18 protein-coding genes and 1 tRNA gene are annotated in these 16,080 nt (G+C 64.6%); 7 read left to right on the top strand and 12 right to left on the bottom strand.

Annotated features, from left to right (window positions below):
• The first annotated feature begins 26 nt into the window (after window positions 1-26).
• Window positions 27-653 carry a thiamine phosphate synthase gene (locus tag ACRAQ3_RS07000; RefSeq protein WP_269396247.1) on the top strand — a complete coding sequence of 209 codons (627 nt, stop codon included), beginning with the start codon at window positions 27-29 and terminating at the stop codon, window positions 651-653.
• Here the strand turns inward: ACRAQ3_RS07000 and ACRAQ3_RS06995 are convergent.
• The 3 genes from ACRAQ3_RS06995 to ACRAQ3_RS06985 all read right to left on the bottom strand — a co-directional run bounded on the left by ACRAQ3_RS06995 (window position 629) and on the right by ACRAQ3_RS06985 (window position 2,601).
• The gene (locus tag ACRAQ3_RS06995; protein WP_432256145.1) at window positions 629-1,501 is read right to left on the bottom strand and encodes a lysophospholipid acyltransferase family protein; all 873 of its coding nucleotides are present in this window, start codon (window positions 1,499-1,501) and stop codon (window positions 629-631) included. The two genes, ACRAQ3_RS07000 and ACRAQ3_RS06995, sit on opposite strands and share 25 nt — an antisense overlap.
• On the bottom strand, window positions 1,498-2,259 hold the full coding sequence (locus tag ACRAQ3_RS06990) for a GNAT family N-acetyltransferase (RefSeq protein WP_432256144.1): 762 nt from the start codon (window positions 2,257-2,259) through the stop codon (window positions 1,498-1,500). The genes ACRAQ3_RS06995 and ACRAQ3_RS06990 overlap by 4 nt, the downstream gene beginning before the upstream one ends.
• 156 nt (window positions 2,260-2,415) lie before the next feature.
• Window positions 2,416-2,601: a DUF3553 domain-containing protein gene (locus tag ACRAQ3_RS06985; protein ID WP_085896693.1), complete on the bottom strand. Its 186-nt coding sequence runs from the start codon at window positions 2,599-2,601 to the stop codon at window positions 2,416-2,418.
• 30 nt (window positions 2,602-2,631) lie between these two features.
• Here ACRAQ3_RS06985 and ACRAQ3_RS06980 point away from each other — a divergent pair, with 30 nt between their 5' ends.
• Window positions 2,632-3,225 carry a histidine phosphotransferase family protein gene (locus ACRAQ3_RS06980; protein WP_432256143.1) on the top strand — a complete coding sequence of 198 codons (594 nt, stop codon included), beginning with the start codon at window positions 2,632-2,634 and terminating at the stop codon, window positions 3,223-3,225.
• Here ACRAQ3_RS06980 and ACRAQ3_RS06975 read toward each other — a convergent pair whose 3' ends face one another.
• The 7 genes from ACRAQ3_RS06975 to ACRAQ3_RS06945 form a co-directional block, all read right to left on the bottom strand.
• Entirely contained in the window at window positions 3,226-4,491 is a 1,266-nt protein-coding gene (locus tag ACRAQ3_RS06975; RefSeq protein ID WP_432256142.1) for a glutamate-5-semialdehyde dehydrogenase, read from the bottom strand.
• Window positions 4,492-4,540: 49 nt separating this feature from the next.
• A complete protein-coding gene (proB, locus tag ACRAQ3_RS06970; protein ID WP_085896696.1) occupies window positions 4,541-5,647 on the bottom strand; it encodes a glutamate 5-kinase in 1,107 nt (368 codons plus the stop codon).
• Window positions 5,635-6,675 carry a GTPase ObgE gene (gene obgE / locus ACRAQ3_RS06965; RefSeq protein WP_269396241.1) on the bottom strand — a complete coding sequence of 347 codons (1,041 nt, stop codon included), beginning with the start codon at window positions 6,673-6,675 and terminating at the stop codon, window positions 5,635-5,637. Before obgE ends, proB begins: the two co-directional genes overlap by 13 nt.
• A gap of 101 nt (window positions 6,676-6,776) precedes the next feature.
• Window positions 6,777-7,295 carry a GNAT family N-acetyltransferase gene (locus tag ACRAQ3_RS06960; RefSeq protein WP_432256141.1) on the bottom strand — a complete coding sequence of 173 codons (519 nt, stop codon included), beginning with the start codon at window positions 7,293-7,295 and terminating at the stop codon, window positions 6,777-6,779.
• 11 nt (window positions 7,296-7,306) lie between these two features.
• Window positions 7,307-7,855, bottom strand: a complete 549-nt coding sequence (locus ACRAQ3_RS06955) for a GNAT family N-acetyltransferase (RefSeq protein ID WP_085896699.1) — start codon at window positions 7,853-7,855, stop codon at window positions 7,307-7,309.
• Window positions 7,856-8,007: 152 nt separating this feature from the next.
• Window positions 8,008-8,277 (bottom strand): 50S ribosomal protein L27, encoded by a 270-nt coding sequence (rpmA, locus tag ACRAQ3_RS06950; protein ID WP_085896700.1) that lies wholly within the window; start codon window positions 8,275-8,277, stop codon window positions 8,008-8,010.
• A gap of 12 nt (window positions 8,278-8,289) precedes the next feature.
• The gene (locus ACRAQ3_RS06945; RefSeq protein ID WP_269396239.1) at window positions 8,290-8,889 is read right to left on the bottom strand and encodes a 50S ribosomal protein L21; all 600 of its coding nucleotides are present in this window, start codon (window positions 8,887-8,889) and stop codon (window positions 8,290-8,292) included.
• Between the two features lie 217 nt (window positions 8,890-9,106).
• Here ACRAQ3_RS06945 and ACRAQ3_RS06940 point away from each other — a divergent pair, with 217 nt between their 5' ends.
• A complete protein-coding gene (locus ACRAQ3_RS06940; RefSeq protein WP_432256140.1) occupies window positions 9,107-9,433 on the top strand; it encodes a hypothetical protein in 327 nt (108 codons plus the stop codon).
• Here ACRAQ3_RS06940 and ACRAQ3_RS06935 read toward each other — a convergent pair whose 3' ends face one another.
• Entirely contained in the window at window positions 9,434-10,273 is an 840-nt protein-coding gene (locus tag ACRAQ3_RS06935; protein ID WP_432256139.1) for a DUF2059 domain-containing protein, read from the bottom strand.
• A gap of 160 nt (window positions 10,274-10,433) precedes the next feature.
• Here ACRAQ3_RS06935 and ACRAQ3_RS06930 point away from each other — a divergent pair.
• The 4 genes from ACRAQ3_RS06930 (at window position 10,434) to ACRAQ3_RS06915 (ending at window position 14,928) form a co-directional block, all read left to right on the top strand.
• Window positions 10,434-10,523, top strand: a tRNA-Ser gene (locus ACRAQ3_RS06930).
• Window positions 10,524-11,612: 1,089 nt separating this feature from the next.
• On the top strand, window positions 11,613-13,517 hold the full coding sequence (locus ACRAQ3_RS06925; RefSeq protein ID WP_432256138.1) for a cytochrome c3 family protein: 1,905 nt from the start codon (window positions 11,613-11,615) through the stop codon (window positions 13,515-13,517).
• A gap of 9 nt (window positions 13,518-13,526) precedes the next feature.
• Entirely contained in the window at window positions 13,527-14,000 is a 474-nt protein-coding gene (locus ACRAQ3_RS06920) for a c-type cytochrome (protein ID WP_432256137.1), read from the top strand.
• 37 nt (window positions 14,001-14,037) lie between these two features.
• Window positions 14,038-14,928, top strand: coding sequence for a c-type cytochrome (locus ACRAQ3_RS06915; protein ID WP_432256136.1), 891 nt, complete (start codon window positions 14,038-14,040; stop codon window positions 14,926-14,928).
• Between the two features lie 194 nt (window positions 14,929-15,122).
• Here ACRAQ3_RS06915 and ACRAQ3_RS06910 read toward each other — a convergent pair whose 3' ends face one another.
• Window positions 15,123-16,049, bottom strand: a complete 927-nt coding sequence (locus tag ACRAQ3_RS06910) for a DnaJ C-terminal domain-containing protein (protein WP_432256135.1) — start codon at window positions 16,047-16,049, stop codon at window positions 15,123-15,125.
• Window positions 16,050-16,080: the final 31 nt, after the last annotated feature.

Here is a 16,080-nt window from a genome sequence, read left to right as displayed (position 1 = left end):
GCGGCCTCGAAGTGCAGGAGGCCCACATGAGCGACCAAGACGACGCGCCGCAGATCTATCTCGTCACCCCGCCCGAATTCGAACTGTCGGAGTTTCCCGACCGGCTCGCCGCCTGCCTCGACGCGACGCCCGTCGCCTGCGTGCGGCTCGGGCTCGCGACGCGCGACGAGGACCGGATCTCCCGCGCCGCCGACGCGCTGCGCGAGGTCACGATCGCCCGCGACGTCGCCCTGGTGATCGACAGCCATGCCCGGCTCGTGACCCGGCTCGGGCTCGACGGGGTGCACCTGACCGATGGCGCCCGCTCGGTGCGCGCCACCCGCAAGGAGCTTGGCGAGGACGCGATCGTCGGCGCCTTTTGCGGCAATTCCCGCCATGACGGGATGACGGCGGGCGAGCTTGGCGCCGACTACATCTCGTTCGGCCCGGCCGGTGCGACCGATCTCGGCACCACGCCGCAGGCCGAGGCCGAGCTGTTCGAATGGTGGTCGATGATGATCGAGGTACCGGTGGTGGCCGAAGGGGCGCTCGACCCCGAACTTGTGCGCCGCCTCGCGCCGCATGCCGATTTCTTCGGCATCGGCGAGGAGATCTGGCGCGAGGAGGACGCGGCCGAAGCGCTGCGCCGCTACGCCTCGGCGATGGCCGGCTGAGATAGGCTCAGCGCGCCGGCGGCATCGAGCCCGGCGCGCACCTGCCCCTCCAGGGTCCGCGCCAGCGCCTTGCGATCCGGGTGATCGGCCACGCGCAACGCCGGGTGGTAGACCACCTCGATCACCCCGTGCCGCCGCGTCGACAGCATCCGCAGCATGTGCGGCCCGAAATCCATGTCGCCCCACCAGCCATAGAAGCGCACTTCCGCCGTCTCCGGCGCGCGGTAGACGAGGCTCACCGGCTGGATCTCCAGATCCGGCTGGTCCGGCGACAGGAAGGCCGCGAAGAGCGTCGGCTTGAACGGCAGCACCCTTCGCCCATCGGTCGAGGTGCCCTCCGGGAAGAACACCAGCCTATGGCCATGCGCCAGGCGTTCGCGCAGCAGCCGCACCTGCGCCGTGGCCTCGCGCCGGTCGCGACGGATGAACACCGTGCCCGTCGCCCGCGCCAGCCAGCCGATACCGGGCCAGTCGGCGACCTCGGCCTTGGACACGAAATAGACCGAGGCCCGGGCGTTGAGCGCGAAGATGTCGAGCCACGAGGAATGATTGGCGACCATCGCACCGTGCCCGGCCATCGGTTCGCCTCTGACACGCAGGCGCGGCCCAAGGATCGCAAGGCCCGCGCGGCAGGCGGCGCGGGTGATGCGCGAGGTGAGCGGGCGCTCCAGCCCCCAGATCCGCCGCTCGAACGGGCGCAGGGCCAGCAGGACGATCAGCGCGCCGAGCATGGTCAGGACCAGCAATGGCCCGCGCCATGCTACCCGAAGCCAACCCCGCAGGTCGGGTCCGTCCCATGGCGTCGGATCGGCGCCGTGCCAGGTCAGGCGCTGGGGCGTGTCGTTCATCCGCGCACCCCGTAGCGCGCCCGTTGACCGGCATGCGCCGTGTCCATGTCGAGAATCATGCAGACATCCGTGGTGTTGAAGGCCCGGTCGGCATAGACCCCCTGCCCGACCCGGCCGCCCAGCCTGAGATAGGCCTTGATCAGTGGCGGCATCGCCCGCATCGCGGCAGCCCGGTCGAGCTCCGCCAGGGCGGGCATCTCCACATGCTCCGGTTGACGGCTCGTGACCCGTAGTTCCGGCGCCGCGAGGTGATCGCATCCAAGCAGCGACAGCGGCCCGGCATGCATCACGGGGTCCGCGCCGCGAAAAGAGGCCGTACCGAACAGGATCTCGATGCCGCGCGCCTCGATATGGGCCGCCAGCCCCTGCCAGAGCCGGAACATCGCCGTACCACCACGATAATCGCGATGCAGGCAGGAGCGCCCCAGCTCAAGTAGCCGTCGCCCCGAGGCCTTGAGTGGATCGAGATCGAACTCGTCCTCGGTGTAGAACTGCCCCATGCGAGCCGCCCCCGCATCGTCGAGGAGCCGGTACAGGCCGACGATACGCGCGCCCTCGGGCCGGGCCTCGTCGATCAGCAGGAGCTGCTCGGCCACCGCATCGAAACGGTCGCGTTCCCGACCGGCGGCATGATCGACCATGTCACCGTCACCGCCCAGCTCGCGCACGAACACCTCGTAGCGGAGGCGCTCGGCTTCGGCACGCTCGGCCGCATCGCGGGCGAGCCGGACCGATAAAATAGGGGAGGAAGCGATCATCGGCGTCGGATCGGGCTCGGCTCGGTCGCCATGCGGTCGGTCTCCGGACGGGGGTTGCAGGCGGGTTCTAGGCGTGACGGGAGAGCTTGGCAACAAAACGATCGCCAAGACTACCTAGGTTGACCAATTTACAGTATCATCTACTCTAGGTTGAATTCAGTCGCTCGCCGATACCAGTATGAGGGCAACCTTTGACCCATCGAGCACCACCTTGCCCTCCTCTCGGAAATTCACGGTGATGCGCCCGCCGATGTTCGACTGCACCTGTCCCTCTCCCCATTCCGGGCGGTTGGGATGGCGCACGATCATGCCGGGCGTGATGATGGAGTTCAGATCGGCCATCGCAGCCTCCTGCTACTTGGGGGAGAAGTCATGACCGACGAGCCGGATCTCGGCGCGCTGATCGCCTCGCGCATTTGCCACGACCTTATCAGCCCGCTGGGCGCGATCAGCAATGGGGTCGAACTGCTGGCGATGACCGCGCCGCCCGGGCCGGAACTTTCGCTGATATCGGAAAGCGTGGAGAACGCGATGGCGCGAATCCGGTTCTTCCGCCTCGCCTTCGGTGCCAGTTCTCCCACCCATGTCGTGGGTCGACCCGAGATCCTGTCGATGCTCGACGCGGTCTCGCGCGGTGGTCGGCTGCGATATGACTGGGACGTGGCCGAAGACATGCCACGCGCCACGTTGAAGCTGGTCCTGCTGCTGACGGCCTGCATCGAGACGGCATTGCCGCAGGGCGGCCGGATCACCGTGTCGGGGGAGCCGGAAGCGCTGCGCCTCCAGGGGCATGGCCCGCGCATAAAGATCGCCGTCGAAGCCTGGGACCGTTTGCGTTGCGGGATGATCGCCCCGGATGCCCGTGCGGCCGAAGCGCAGTTCGCCGTCGCCGCAGCGGAACTGCGCGAGCGCGCCCGCCCGGTCTCGATCGAGACGGGCGAGCACGGCATCGAGATCCGGCTCTGATCAGCTCCGGACCGCGCCGTCGCCGACCACGAGGTATTTGAAGCTGGTCAGCTGCTCGGCCCCGACGGGACCGCGCGCATGCATCTTGCCGGTGGCGATACCGATCTCGGCCCCCATGCCGAACTCGCCCCCATCGGCGAATTGGGTCGAAGCGTTATGCACGAGGATCGCACTGTCGACCCGCTCGAAGAAGCGCTCGGCCGCAGCCTTGTCCTCGGTCAGGATGCCGTCGGTGTGGTTCGAGCTGTAGGCACGGATGTGCTCGATCGCCCCGTCTACATCGCGCACCGTCTTGGCGGCGATATCCATGTCGAGATACTCGCGCCCCCAATCTTCGTTGGTGGCGGGAGTGGTGCCTTCTACCGATTGGAATTCCGGCGCGGCATGGACGTTGACGCCCGCCTTGACCAGCGCGGCGACGATCTCGCGGCCGAGGCCGTCCTTCAGATCCTCGTGCACCAGCAGGCATTCGGCCGCACCGCAAATGCCGGTCCGGCGCGTCTTGGCATTGAGCACGACCTCGAGCGCCTTCTTGGGGTCGGCCGCCTTGTCGACATAGATGTGCACGATGCCTTCGAGATGGGCGAAAACAGGCACGCGGGCCTCGCGCTGCACGAGGCCGACCAATCCCTTGCCACCGCGCGGAACGATGACGTCGATGTAATCCGTGGCCTTGAGCATTTCGGACACGGCGGCGCGATCGCGCGTCGGCACCAGCTGGATCGCGTCTGTCGGCAGGCCGGCCTTCTCCAGCCCGGTCTTCAGGCATTCGGTCAGGATCGAGGAGGAATTGAGTCCTTCGGAGCCACCGCGCAGGATCACCGCGTTGCCGGATTTCAGGCAGAGCGCACCGGCATCGGCGGTCACGTTGGGGCGGCTTTCATAGATCACGCCGACCACGCCAAGCGGCGTGCGCACGCGGCGGATGTTGAGGCCGGACGGCATGTCCCACTCGGTCAGCACCGCGCCCACCGGATCGTCCTGGGCGGCGATGGCGCGCAGCCCGTCGACGATCGACTGGATCCGGTCGTCATCGAGCTTGAGGCGGTCCATCATCGCGGGGCTGATGCCCTTCTCGGTCGCGAAGTCCTGGTCCTTGGCGTTGGCGGCCTTGATCTCGTCGCGGCGCCGCAGCACTTCCTCGGCGGCGGCCTCGAGCGCGGCTTTCTTGGCCTCGGGCTTGGCGAAGGCCAGTTCGGCGGCGGCAGCGCGGGCACGCTCGCCGATATCCTTCATCAGGGCGGGAATGTCGGTGTGATCGGTCATGCGGGGCTCCTTTCGGAAGCTGATTTCGGTTTTGGCGAAGCGAACGGCCTCAGACGACCATGTCGTCGCGATGCACGAGCGAAGCGCGGCCCTTGTAGCCGAGCACCTTCTCGATCTCGTCGCTCTGATGACCGCGCAGCTTGCGTGTCTCCTCGGCGGTGTATCGCGTCAGGCCGAAGCCCACGCGAATGCCGTCCGGCCCGGTGATCGCGACCGGATCGCCGCGACCGAAACGGCCCGAGACACCGGTGACGCCGGCCGGCAGCAGCGAATTGCCTTCGGCAAGCGCCTTGGCGGCACCGGCATCGACGCGGATCTCGCCCTTGGGCTTCATCGCGGAGATCCAGTTCTTGCGCGCCGAATGCGGGTCGGTCTGCGCTTTGAACCAGGTTGAATTGCAGCCATTCATCAGCTGCTTCAAGGGGTTCAGAGGCGAACCTAGAGTGATCGCCATGTCGCAGCCCGCCTCGGAAGCAACCTTGGCGGCGAGCAGCTTGGTGATCATGCCACCCTTGGAAAGGCCGGAGACACCGAGACCTGCCATTGCCTGGATCTCGGGGGTGATCTCTTCCACCTCTTCGAACCGCTTCGCGTTCGGATCGACATGGGGATTGCCGTTGTAGAAGCCGTCGACATCCGACAGCAGGATCAACTGGTCGGCCCCCACGGTCACCGCGACTTGCGCTGCCAGACGGTCGTTGTCGCCATAGCGGATCTCATCGGTGGCGATGGTATCGTTCTCGTTCACGATCGGGATCGCGCCGAGGCTCAGCAGCGTATCCAGCGTCGCCCGGCTGTTGAGATAGCGGCGTCGGTTCGTGGAATCGTCAAGAGTGACAAGCACTTGCGCAGTGATCTTGCCATGAGGAGTAAAGACATCCTCGTAAGCACGGGCCAGACGGATCGAGCCGACGGCGGCGGCGGCCTGGCTTTGCTCGACCGGCAGTTCGCCTTCGGGCAGGTGCAGAACCCGACGGCCTAGCGCGATCGAGCCCGAGGACACCAGCGTGACCTCGGTGCCGTTGTCGCGCAGCATCGCCACGTCTTCGGCCAAGCTGCGCAGCCAGTCGGATTTGAGCTGTCCGGTCTCCCGGTCCACCAGCAGGGCCGAACCGATCTTTACGACCAGCCGCTTGGCGTCCGTCAGGGTTGCCATGTCTTGTCTTCCTCTTCCGGTATTTCCTTTTGGCGCAGGCGGTCCGCATCGATGCGAGCACGTAGCGCGCGCAGAACCTCGGTCACGCCTTCACCGGTGGCACCGGACATGAGCATCACGTCCCCGCCGCTTTCGGCGGCGAGTTCATCGGCCAAGAAGGCCCGCTCTTCTTCATCCAGCGCGTCGATCTTGTTCAGGACGGTGATCCTCGGCTTTTCAGCCAAACCCCCACCATAGGCTTCGAGTTCACCGATGATGGTACGATAATCGACCATCGGATCTCCAGAGGTCCCGTCGACGAGATGGAGAAGCACCGCGCAACGCTCGACATGGCCCAGGAACATGTCGCCCAAGCCCCGCCCTTCGGAGGCGCCCTCGATCAGGCCGGGAATGTCGGCCACGACGAATTCGACATTGTCGACGCCCACGACGCCGAGATTGGGCGCCAGCGTGGTGAAGGGATAATCCGCGATCTTGGGACGCGCGTTGGAGGTGGCGGCAAGGAAAGTCGATTTGCCGGCATTCGGCAGGCCGAGAAGACCGGCATCGGCAATCAGCTTGAGCCGGAGCCAGATCATCCGCTCGACCCCCGACTGGCCGGGATTGGCGCGGCGCGGGCTCTGGTTCGTCGCCGATTTGAAGTGCAGGTTGCCCCATCCGCCATTGCCGCCGCGCGCCAGCACCACGCGCTGGCCGACCTCGGTGAGGTCGGCGATCACCGTCTCCTCGTCCTCGTCGATGATCTCGGTACCGACCGGTACGCGCAGGATGATGTCATCGCCGTCGGCACCGGTCTTCTGGCTGCCTTGGCCCGCGCGACCGTTCTGGGCGAAGAAGTGCTGCTGATAGCGAAAGTCGATCAGCGTGTTGAGCCCGTCGACGGCCTCGGCGATGACATCACCGCCATTGCCGCCATCGCCCCCGTTGGGGCCGCCATATTCGATGAATTTCTCGCGGCGAAACGAGACACAGCCATTGCCGCCCGAGCCTGAACGGATGGTGACCTTTGCGAGATCGAGAAATTTCATGGGTCGGCGCCTCTTGCGGATAGGCGCTTGAGGTAGCCGATCAAGCCGCCCTTCTCAAGGGCGCGTGCGGGCGGCCACCATCCGGTGGCCGCCCGCACGTATCACGCCGCGGCGCGGCGCTCCGCCGCGACCAGCGCCTCCCAGCGAGCACGCGTCAACCGCGTCCGCTGCCCCGGCACGTCGTGGCCGAGCACCATCGAGGGCAGCATCTGCGGGCCCACCCGCTCGAAGCCCAGCTTGGCCAGCACCCGGCCGGACCCCGCATTGTCGTCGTAATAGCCCGCCTCGACCGCCTCGGCGGAGGTGGTCTCGAAATGCATCGCCAGCAGCGCGCGCCCGGCCTCAGTCGCGTAGCCCCGGCCCCAACGGTCGCGCGCGAACCAGTAGCCCAGCGTCGGATCGATCGCGATCACTCCGGCAAAGCCCTCGGCGTCGATCACGGCATAGGCCGGGATGCGACCGGCCTCGACCTCGCCCGCGAACCACTCGGCATCGGCACGGCCATAGGGATAGGGCACGCGGCTGAGCCAGCGCGCGATCTCGATATCCTGGAGCGTGGTGTGGATCGCCTCGACGTCTTCCATGCGCACCGGCCGGAGCCGGAGGCGTTCAGTCTTCATTTCTTGGGTCATCACTCGATCTTCAATGCATAGGTCCAGGTCGGCGCGGTCGCGCCGCGGGCCACGGAATAGGCTTCCGCGTCGCCCAGATATTCGAAGCCGCAATTGGTCAGGACCCGCGCCGAGACGGCGTTGTCCTGAAACACTTCGGCGAAGATCTGCGCCGAGCCATGCGGGTTGGCGGCGATCAACGCGCGTAGCGCCTCGGAGGCGAAGCCGGTGTTCCAGAAAGCGGGCGCGACCCAGTAATGTACCTCGGATTGGTCGCGATCCATGCGGGTCAGCGTCACGAGGCCAAGCACCTCGGCCAGAGCGTTCTCGGAGCCATCGATGACCCAGACATCCTCGGTGCGGTCAGGCCGCTGCGCGCGTTCGATCAGCTGCGTCACGGTGCCCGGCGGCAGCGGGTGCGGAATCCGGCGGGTGCCACGCGCAACACGGGGATCGGCGGCGTAATGCGCGATCAAGCCCTCGTCGGAGCGACGCAGCGGCCGCAGCACGAAACGCTCCGCCGTGATCACTGGCTGGCCGTCGCTCACCTTGATGTCGTTGCTTCTCATGGGTCGCCTCCTCCGCTTCCCTGCTGCTCTGCGCCCGGTTCTGCGCCGGGTCGTTCTCCGCCTCATAGGCGAATCTTGTGTCCACAATGCGAACGGGGGATCGGCTTGTCACCGATCCCCCGCGCTTTGGTCTTCAGCTGAAGGGCCGGCGGTTACTCCGCGGCCTCTGCAACCGGGAGCACCGAGATGAAGGTGCGGCCCTTGAGACCCTTGTGGAAGGTCACGCGGCCCTCTTCGGTCGCGAAGATGGTGTGGTCGCGGCCCATGCCGACACCGGCGCCCGGCCACATCTTCGTGCCGCGCTGGCGCATGATGATGTTGCCCGGGATCACGGTCTCGCCGCCGAACTTCTTGACGCCGAGGCGGCGTCCGGCGCTGTCGCGCCCGTTGCGGGAGGAGCCGCCTGCTTTTTTATGTGCCATGTGTCTCTCTCCTTAGGCCTTGAGGTCTTGGGACTGGGCAACCCAGCCCTCTTTCTCGATCTTGCCCTTGAGGCCGAGCTCTTCGTCATAGCGGGCGATGTCCGCGTCCGACCAGCCGGCGATCTGGGCGAAGCTGGTGATGCCAGCTGCGTTCAGCTTCTTCTCGAGCGCCGGACCGACACCCGACAGCTTCTTGAGGTCGTCACCCGACGCGGCGGCCTTCGGGGCCTTCGCGGCAGGGGCGGCCTCAGCCGAACGCGGCGCGGAACCGGCGCCGATCGCGGCCTTGACGCCCGACTTGTCGGCGCCTTCGGCCAGCAGGTCGGTGACGCGGATCAGCGTCAGCTGCTGACGGTGGCCCTTGGTGCGCTTGGAGGAGTGCTTCCGGCGACGGCGCACGAAGTGGATAACCTTCTCGCCCTTGATCTGGTCGATCACCTCGGCCTGCACGCCGGCACCCGCGACGAAGGGCGCGCCGATCGCATCGCCGATCATCAGAATGTCGTTGAACTGGACGGTGTCACCCGCCTCCGCGGCCAGCTTTTCGACCCGGAGCACATCGCCCGAGGCCACTTTGTACTGCTTGCCGCCGGTCTTGAGAACCGCAAACATGTGTCGTTCCTTCATATCCCGCGTCACTTGGGTCCCCCATGCGGGGCGTTCAAGGGCTCATGGCCCCACCGTCGGACAGCGCGCCCCAATCGGGGCGATCGTTGAAATTCGCGGTCCACCTTGCGGATGACCGCGCATCCCGCAACAAGGGGTCTTGCCGGGATGCGGGCTTATCGGCGAGGCGGTATCCCAAGTCAACCCCCGCGAAAGGACCGCCATGCGCCCGCTCTTTCTCATAATGCTCGTCGCCCTGCCCGCCTGCGCACCCGGCGCGCTGCCCGGCCTGCGTTCCACGATCATGCCGGTCTCGGCGCAGGACAACGCCCGGCGTGGCGCGGTGGAGATCGCGGTGAAGGGCGGGTTCCCGGCGCTGCTGTCGGATATCGAGGCGGGCGGCGGCCCATCGCTCGAGCGCGCCTTCGATGCGGCAGGCGTGCCCATCGGCGACCGTCCGGCGCGGCGGCTCCAGCTGTCGGGCGATCTTGCGCTTTACGAGAGCAATCCCGGGGCGCTCGTCACCTCCCTGCTGCTCTGGGGCGGCTGATCAGATCTCCTGCCCGGCCATCAGCCGGGCGGCGCTGGCGCCCAGATCGCGCGAAATCTCGGTGAGCATCTCGTCATAGGCGGCGAAGAGCGCCCGGTTCAGGTCCCGTCCCGCGGGGCTTTTGGAGAACGCGACATATTCCTGCATCTCCGTCTCCGTGGCGGGGGCGTAGGCGAGCATGAGGAAGGCATAGAGCCACTCGGTGGTGTCTTGCCGGATCTGCGGCTCCTGCGCCCAGACATCGCCGAGAATTTCCGCCTCGCTCACCGCACCGCCGAAGGCGCCGCCGTCGAGCAGAGCGCGGGAGAACGCGAGATTGGCATTGAGCGCGCCGGCGACGTTGGCCTCGATCAGGTCGTTGGCCTCGACGAAGGCATCGACCAAGACGAAGCGCGGGGTTTCGTCGCGCATCGCCAGGGCGGCAACCTCCTCGGCCCCCGCCTCGACATCGGGCGCCAGCATGGCACGGCGCGCCGAGGCCTCGAGGCGGGCGAAACGGGCGCCCGGCCCGGTTTCGAAGAATTCGAGCACGGGGGGCAGCTGCGCTCCAACGAGCCCCGCTTCGAGCCCCTCCGCCAATGCATCGCGCATCGCGTCGGCATCGTAGATGCGTGCCACCTCCCGGCCCCAGGCGCCAGTGCCCTCGGGGAAAAGTTCGCGCCCGAGCTCGGTGCCATAAGTCAGCCCCTCCTCACGCATCACCGCGACGATCTCGTCGAGGGCAAGCGCATCGACCAGCCGGTCGATCCCCTGGCCCGGCACGGCCATTGCAGGCAGCGGCGCGAAAGCAGGCAATGCCCCAAGGGTGAAGATGGCGATGGAGCGGGCGATGTTCCGCATGGCTGGCTCTCCCGGATGCATGCACCGTTGATATGCGCTCCGCCGCCCCATTCCAACAGCCGCCGCGCCGCTGACGCGACGGCGGGCAGTTTCTCGCGACATTCTGGACGATTGGGCCTTGCACCCGCCCGCCCCACTGGCTAAACGCCCCTCAGACCGCGGAGAGGTGCCGGAGTGGTCGAACGGGGCGGTCTCGAAAACCGTTGAGCCTGCAAGGGTTCCCAGGGTTCGAATCCCTGTCTCTCCGCCACTACCCCCCCTTGATGTCTTTAGATATCTACTTGAACTGCTCAGACGGGCAGGTCGCGGGGTGATGGCCAATCTCGGCATAGATTGACGACTTTTCGCACTGCTGGCTGCGTCGACCATGCCAAGAGGTCCGCGCCTCTGCAGCCGGAGACGACCATTCGGCTGCCTAGAGAAGACGAAGCCCCACCGGGCTGGGCGCGGCTCGTGGCCGTGGCCGTGGTTGGCTTTCAGCACCAGAGACTGAATAGCTCCATACTTTGCTCATGCAGCACCTCGATCTGCCGCAGATTCAGCACCATTCCCTCGTGCTTTTCGGGCTTCCCACTCGTCGCCTCAACCTTCCCACGACGGCATAATCCATCTCGACTGTTAGGTCATTTCAATGGCGGCATTCCAAGAGGAAACCCCTCGAACCGTTACAAAATCGAAGGTGGTCACTAATGCCCTGCATGAATGATGGGTCATATCACCCATCGAGCATCGACAGCATCGTTGACTTCTGACCTTGTTTCACGATCCTGAAGGCATGGCCCTCTGTATTTCAGAAACACCCGTAGATACAGCAAACTAAACAGCAAGGGCCACGCGACGACAGTCTGTCGTTAGTTCATCCGCCATTGACTGCAAGCATATTTCATACACGACCAACATTGGGGTTCGCCGCTGGCACTCCCCGTTTGTCAAACTACGGAAGACAAATAGATGAAAAGAAATGGGAGGATACTTTAGATGTAGGTAGCGCTGCAAATCGGCCCCTTGCCGCTCGAGCGCTCGCACATTGCCTTAATAAAATCAATTGTCGGGAATCCAATGATGATATTGTGGCGGCTTATAGCCAAAGCCGCCCGAACCCCGACCTATGGTGGAGCGAAGGATGGGGTTGAATTTTCGCCTGATGGTTTGCGTTTCCAATCTACTGATCGCAGTTCTCGTATATCTCTCGAGCACTGGAATTGCGACTGCACAGGACGGCAAACCGGTTTTTCCGAGTTTCACTGACCCTATAGCGACGGACGATCTTTTGGGACGGGTCGTGAGTTCGCGAGACCTCCCGGTCACGGATGCTACGGTATACCTCGTGCCGACCACTATGATTGACATGACGCCGATAACAGCCTCGGCGGTGTTCGATGAACCATATGCGGCCGATGCGTATGACGAACCCCTGGAAGATGCGATTGCGAGGCATCGCGACCAGCTCCCTAGCGGGAAAACAGACCAGCAGGGACATTTCCGGATATTCGACATCCCGGATGGCCGGTTCTTCGTCTATGTCGCAATCGCCGACGGCGACGTCGAGCACCTGCCCGGCGGCGACAAGAGCCGCGCTTCCTATGATGCGCAGGAGCTTCGCGGGCATGAAAAGAGGATTCAGCTATCGAGCCGCCCGCCGCCCCATGCCGAGTACATCGGCAGTACCCAATGCCTGGAATGTCACGAGGAGCAGGCGGCCTGGAAGCAGACAGGACACAAGCTCGCATGGTCCCGCCCCGGCAATCCGGGACCGCACCAGGATTTTTCGCAGTTCCCGGACTTCTTCGAGGCGCTCGATTCGTGGATCGAGGCTGAATCGTATGAGGGCGGCACCCGTCTCGAGATCGGCGACTACAACCCGGAGGCCCGCGGCAACGTGAAGTTCAAGATCCGCCTCGCCGATGATGAAAGGGTGGAGATCGAGAAGATCTACGCGGACATCTATTTCTGGAAGAGCGCGGAGGACGGCGAATACTATATCTCGGTCGAGAACCGCCTGAACGAATCCGATCCTGCCAGCCCGGCCCATCTGAAGATCGAGATGGTCTATGGGGGCGCGGTCCTGCGTCAGAGATACATGGTCTCGGTCCCGGAATCGTTGGGGGATCGGCAGGGCATATATACGCTGCTGCAGTTCCACCCGAACGGAGACGATCGTCGGCTCACCCATAATCGGCGCGTCTGGCGGGACTACAAGTTCAACTATTGGTGGAGCAAGGGCGAGGACGGCGAATACGGGACCCCCGACGACCGGATCACGGCGCCCGCAGTGAACGAGAACACGATCCAAGCGATGTGCGCCGCCTGCCATGTCACTGGGTACGAACGGTACATGGACGAGGAGACGGGTCAGGCGCTTGTGCGCGGGGTCAACGATCCGAACGGCGCGTTCAACATCGACGATGATCCCGAGATGGACGAGGTCAATGTCGGATGCGAGACCTGCCATGGCCCCGGCTCCGAGCATGCGGCGTTCGCCGGGCTAGGAGAAAACTTCCCGTCCCACATGGTCAATCCCGCCTACCTGTCCGTCGAACGGGAAACGGCGGTCTGCGGCCGCTGTCACGACCGCCGGCAGGGGCCGGGCGGCCCCACCCTCGGCTATACCCAGCCGATCAACGAGGACGGCGAGATGATGCCGCCGGGGCTGAGCCGCCACACCATGATCACCGAGTACAGCGTGACGCGCGGCCCCATCCCCGGCCGTCACATCTGGGTCGACGACATCCACTCCCGCAATCCGCACCAGCAATACGCGGATTACATGAAATCGGGCATGTACAGGAACGACCGGCGTATGGTCGGATGCAGCGACTGTCACGACATGCATGGCGGCACCGGCTTTCGGCGCTCACTCGTCGGCGATCCGGACGACGCGTCGTCGCCGCTCTGCCAGAACTGTCATGCCGTCGATATCAACGCGCATATGCAGCACCAGCTCGGCAGCGAGATGAAGGGCGCAGCAGGAACGCGCTGCGTCGACTGCCACATGCCCGGAACGGCCATCCATGGAGGCGACTCGGGACGCTTCGGACGCATGGTCAGCGCGCCACCCTACTACGACGCACTCACCGAAGAGATAAACGCCTACTTGCAGGGGGATATCAACTCCCACGTGTTCGACGTCCCGCGCACGACGACCGTCGGCGTTCAAGGCGAATTGCCGGGCAACGCGATGCCGATCCCTTACACCTCGGCCTGCGGCACCTGCCACGACGTTTCCGAAATTCAGCACAAGTGAGATGTCCTTATGCTGCGTCGATTTCTTGCTGCGGTGACCCTAAGCGCATTGATCGCCATGCCAGGCAGCCACGCCAGTGCGAATAGCGACAGCGTCATCGAGTATCGTCAGCACCTGATGCGGGCGATCGGCGGCCATATGGCTGCGGTCGCGGCCATCGTGAAGGGGCGTCTGCCGCTGACCGAGCACATAGCGGAACACGCGGAGCTCATCGAGAATGCGGCGGAACTCGTTCCCGCCGCATTCGAAGAACAGGTGAGCGACGGATTGACGGACGTGCAGCCCGAGATCTGGAGCAGGATGGACGAGTTCGTCGAATTGAATGCGGAGATGTCCAAAGCCAGCGCGGCGCTTGCCAAAGCGGCCGAAGAGGGCGACATGCGCGATATCGCGATGGCGATGCAAAGCCTCGGCAAATCCTGCGGATCCTGCCACCAGCCCTTCCGCAAACCAAAGGAAGAAAGCTACAAGCAACCGAGATAGGCGAACCCGTCCGATGTTAGTTATCCGAACGTCAAAAATGACCAAGCCTATTATCTGGCTATTCGGCATAAGCGCCGCTGCCGCGGCATTCGGCTACGCCTTCATTCTTCCGGGCTTGGGACAAACAGCAAAGAACGTTGATCTGAGCGCCTACTCCGCCGATGCAGAGCGCGGGGAATACGTGTTGCGAATGGGTGGCTGCGTCGTCTGCCATACCGATATCGACAACGATGGAATTTTTCTGGCCGGCGGTGCCGGGCTGGAAACACCGTTCGGGACATTCTACGCCCCCAACATTACGCCGGATACGGAACACGGCATCGGTGCGATGTCGCTCGAGGATTTCTACATTGCCATGACCGCAGGTGTGACTCCGGATGGCGAACATTATTTTCCCAGCTTCCCCTATACCAGCTACGGGCGCGTCAAGACCGAAGATATCGTCGATCTCAAGGCCTACCTGGATACGGTCGAGCCGGTGGCCAGGCCGAACCGGCCGCACGAATTAATTTGGCCCTTCTCGAACCGACAACTCGTGGGGGTCTGGAAAAGCCTTTATCACACTCCCGAACCGTTCGTTCCCAATGACGCGGAGTCAGCAATCTGGAACCGTGGCGCATATCTCGTGAACGGCCCTGGCCACTGCGGCGAGTGCCATACTGCAAGGAATCTCATCGGCGGGATCAGCGCCAATGCATTAGAGGGCGCGGGCAAGAGCTCGTTCTCATCTGGCGCCCCAGCCATTGCAGGCAGCCGATCCACGATACGCGATTGGAGCCTCAACGACCTTGTGTTCTACCTCCAGCTCGGGCTGACACCGGATGGCGACGTATCCGGCGGCAAGATGATCGATGTGATCGAGCATGGCACAAGTCATTTGACGGGAGAAGATCTCGAGGCCATCGCTGCTTATTTGAAAAGCCTCTAGCAGCATTAGGCCTTTCCGAGCGTGGAAAGAGCTCCGCAGTTGACCAGTGCGGCTGCGGCGCTCCCCGGCACCCTCAGAGCAAGGCAGGATCGAGCGTCGGCACAAGGTTGATGAACCGCATACTGTTCTCGAACAGCCATCTCTGTGCAGGCGGCGAACAGTCAATAGTTTGAGTCTTTCAGGGCCTTCACCTGTCAATGCTGTTTCATGCCGTCTCGCGGGTCGTGTCGGACATGCTCTTTCCACCGTTTCGCCAGGGCCTTCATCTGGGCATCCACATGCTTCGGCAATCGGATCGATAGCCGGACATACTGGTCGCCTGCCGGCCGCTTCGCTCGGCGGATGCCCTTGCCCTTGAGACGGACCCGCTGACCCGAAGAAGCACCTTCAGGCAGCTTCATCGCGACCGGCCCCCAGATCGTCGGCACCTCGATCCGGTCCCCAAGTACCGCCTCGTCGAAGCTGATGGGCAGTTCGATCTCGATGTCGTCGCCATTGCGAGAAAACAGCGGATGCGGGCGGATTCGCGCTTCCACATAGGCATCGCCCGAGGGGCCACCATGCAGGCCGGGAGCGCCCTTCCCCTTCAAGCGGAGCACCTGACCGTCGCGCAGTCCGGCAGGTATCCGCAGTTCGATCGCGCGGCCGTCCGGCATGGTAACGTCTCGCGTCGCACCACGGGCCGCATCGAGGAAATCGACCTCTATGTTGTAGCGAAGATCCGCACCCGGTACGCCAAAGGGCGCCGAACGGCGGCCACGCGTGACCCGCCCGCCGAACAGATCGGCGAAGATGTCGGAGACGTCTTCGAAGGCGCCGAAGGAGGCGTCGTCCGGGCCGGTTCCCCCCGTCGCGGCGCCGGCATAGCTCCAGCGAGGGTCCGGGCGCGCCCGCTCCTGCCCGTTCGCGTCGATCTCGCCCGCGTCGAAGCGGCGCCGCTTCTCCGGATCACCGAGGATGTCGTAGGCCGCGCCGACGCGCTGGAACTCCGCCTGCGTGCTCGCGTCACCCTGCGACAGGTCCGGGTGCAGCTTCTTCGCGAGCCTGCGGTAGGCCTTCTTGATCTCGGCCTGCGAGGCGTCACGTTTGACGCCAAGGATCTCATAGGGATCGTGTGTCATCCTTCATCACTCCGAACGGCCCGTACCGGCC

Origin of the sequence: Limimaricola sp. AA108-03 (genome assembly GCF_050847355.1) — a bacterium.
Taxonomy (GTDB): domain Bacteria; phylum Pseudomonadota; class Alphaproteobacteria; order Rhodobacterales; family Rhodobacteraceae; genus Limimaricola.
The sequence above is the reverse complement of the archived record's forward strand: the minus strand, read 5'-3'. Positions and strand labels throughout refer to the sequence as shown.